The organism is Streptomyces sp. NPDC002785, from assembly GCF_040295565.1.
GTDB lineage: Bacteria > Actinomycetota > Actinomycetes > Streptomycetales > Streptomycetaceae > Streptomyces.
In genome coordinates this window covers 1-3246 of record NZ_JBEOVN010000365.1, presented here as the reverse complement: position 1 = coordinate 3246, position 3246 = coordinate 1, and the positions used below count along the sequence as shown (strand labels likewise).

The window sequence follows — 3246 nt, the reverse complement described above, 5'->3', positions numbered from 1 at the left end:
GGACGCCCCAGATATCCACGGGCCAGCTGCTCCCCGGCGAGATAGAGCTCTCCCACCACACCCGGAGCCACCGGCCGCAACGCCGAATCCAGCACATACACCCGGGTGTTCCACACCGGATGGCCGATCGGGACGGCGCGTGCCCCTTCGGAGGGCTCGCAGGTCCAGTGGGTGACGTCGACGGATGCCTCGGTCGGGCCGTAGAGGTTGTGCAGCTCGGCGTCGAACAGCTCGAAGAAGCGGGAGCGCTGGTCGCCGGTGAGGGCCTCGCCGCTGCAGATCACCCGGCGAAGGGACTCCCCGCACCCGGCCGCGGCCGGCTCGGCGAGGAAGGCCTGGAGCATGGACGGCACGAAGTGCAGCGTGGTGACACGTTCGGCGCGGATCAGTCCGGCCAGGTAGACCGGGTCCCGGTGCCCCTCGGGACGGGCCAGAACCAGGGTGGCGCCGGTGATCAGCGGCCAGAAGAACTCCCACACCGACACGTCGAAGCCGGACGGCGTCTTCTGGAGTACCCGGTCGTCGGCGCGCAGGCCGTACCGGTCCTGCATCCACAGCAGCCGGTTGACGATGCCGCGGTGCGGCACGGGCACACCCTTGGGGCGGCCGGTGGAACCGGAAGTGTAGATGACGTACGCCGGGTTGTCGGGACGGGCGGTGTCCGGCAGCGGTGAGGCGTCGAGCGCCTGAAGCCCGGCGATCAGCTCCGCGTCGTCCAGTGCCAGGCGGGGGATGCGGAGGTCCGGACACTCCGGGAGTCCGGCCGCCGCGACCGTGAGCAGCAGGGCAGGCCTTGCCTCGGTGAGCAGATGGCTGATGCGGTCGGCCGGATAGTCCGGGTCGACGGGCAGGTAGGCGGCGCCGGCCCTGAGGACGGCGAGCAGCGCGACGACGAGCTCAGGGGAGCGCGGCACCGCCACGGCCACGGTCCGCTCCGGTCCGACGCCCTCGGCGACGAGGCGGCGGGCCAGGCGGTTGGCGCGGGCATCCAGTTCGGTGTAGGTGAGGGTGGTGTCCTCGAAGACGAGGGCCGGCGTGTCCGGGGTGCGGGCCGCCTGCCCGGCCAGGAGACCGTTCAGGGTGGTGTCGGGCACCTCGTGACCGGTGTCGTTGCGGCGTACGAGGAGTTCGTGCCGCTCGACGGGGCCGAGGAGGTCGATCCGGCCGATGGTGCGGTCCGCGTCCGCGGCCACGGCCTCCAGCAGCCGGACGAAGCGGGAGGTGAACTTCTCGACAGTGGTCCGGTCGAACAGGTCGGTGCTGTACTCGATGATGCCGTCGAGCCCGTCGTGGCTGCCGTCGGCGCCGCGCTTCTCACCCAGCTCCAGCGCGAGGTCGAAACGGGCCGAGCTGGTCTGTACCGCGCGGGGTTCGACGCTCAGGCCGGGAAGCTCCAGGGTGGCCCGTTCGGTGTTCTGCAGCGTGAGCATCACCTGGAACAGCGGGTGCCGGGCGAGGGAACGCCCCGGGTTGAGGACCTCCACGAGCCGGTCGAAGGAGACGTCCTGGTGGGCGTAGGCGGTGAGGTCCGTCTCGCGGACCCGGCCCAGCAGCTCACGGAAGGAAGGGTCGCCGGAGGTGTCGGTGCGCAGCACCAGGTTGTTGACGAAGAAGCCGACGAGGTCGTCGAGGGCTTCGTCCGTGCGGCCCGCGACGGCGGTGCCGATGGGTATGTCCTTGCCGCAGCCGAGCCGGTCGAGCAGGGCCGCGAGGCCCGCCTGGAGAACCATGAAGAGGCTGCAGCGGCTGTCGCGGGACAGCTGGACGAGCTTGCGGTGCAGCTTCGGGGTGAGCGAGAAGGCGACGACGTCGCCCTGCAGGCTTGCCTGCGGGGGGCGCGGACGGTCCGTGGGCAGCGCCAGCTCCTCCGGCAGGCCGGCCAGGACCTGCTTCCAGTGGGCGACCTGACGCGCGCCGACGCTGTCCTCGTCGTCCTCGCTGCCGAAGAGTTCGTGCTGCCAGAGGCTGTAGTCGGCGTACTGAACCGGCAGCGGCTCCCACGCGGGGGCCGCGCCGGCCCGGCGGGCGGCGTAGGCGGCCGACAGGTCGCGGGCGAGCGGTGCGAGCGACCAGCCGTCGCCCGCGATGTGGTGCAGCAGAAGCAGCAGGACGTGCCGCCGCGTGCCGAGGGTGAAGAGAGTGGTCCGCAGCGGGGTCTCGGCCGACAGGTCGAACGGAAGGGATGCGGCCTCGGCGAGCCGGTCGTCGAGGTCGTCGTCGGTGGCGGCGACGGGAAGGAGCGGAGCGGCCGGGGCCGGGGCGAGGACGACCTGGTGGGGGCGGCCGTCGGTCTCGGCGAAGACGGTGCGCAGGCTCTCGTGCCGGGCGGTGACGTCGGCCAGGGCGTCACTCAGGGCGCGCTGGTCCAGTTCGCCGTCGAGCTGCAGCACGAGCGGGATGTTGTAGCCGGCACCGGTGTTGTCGAAGCGGCCGAGGAACCACAGGCGCCGCTGGGCGAAGGAGAGCGGGATCTCGGCCGGCCGCGGCCGGGGCTCCAGGGCAGGCCGGCCGTCCGCGGACCGCTGGAGGAGGGCGGCGAGCCCGGCCGGGGTCGCCGACTCGAAGAGGCTGCGCAGCGGCAGTTCGGCGTCGAACGCGGACCGCACGCGGCTGACCAGGCGGGTGGCCTGGAGCGAGTGGCCGCCGAGGTCGAAGAAGCTGTCGTCCACGCCGACGGCCGGGCGGCCGAGGATCTCGGCGAACAGGCCGCAGAGGATCTCCTCCTGCGGTGTACGCGGGGCGCGGCCGGAGCCGCCGGCCGTCTCCTCGGGCGCGGGCAGCGCCTTGCGGTCGAGCTTGCCGTTGGCGGTGAGCGGGAGTTCGTCGAGAACGACGAACGACGACGGCACCATGTACTCGGGGAGCGTGGCGGCCAGTTGCTCGCGCAGCGCCCTGGGATCGATGGGCGGGCCCTGGACGTCGTGGGGGACGGTGTAGGCGACGAGCCGCTTGTCACCGGGCCGGTCCTCACGGACCAGGACGACGGACCGGCCGACCCCCTCACAGGCCGTGAGCGCGGCCTCGATCTCTCCGAGCTCGATCCGGAAGCCCCGCAGCTTCACCTGGTCGTCGGCGCGCCCCAGATACTCCAGTGTCCCGTCCTCGGAGGACCGCACCAGGTCGCCGGTGCGGTACATCCGGTCACCCGGACCACCGTACGGACAGGCCGTGAACCGCTCCGCGGTCAGCGCCGGACGCCCCAGATATCCACGGGCCAGCTGCTCCCCGGCGAGATAGAGCTCTCCC

At 72.4% G+C, this 3246-nt stretch carries 1 protein-coding gene; it reads right to left on the bottom strand.

Annotated elements, in window-relative coordinates; all coding sequences use genetic code 11:
• Window positions 1-3246: non-ribosomal peptide synthetase (locus ABTZ94_RS36955; protein ID WP_351207753.1), on the bottom strand; the 3246-nt coding region annotated here is incomplete at both ends.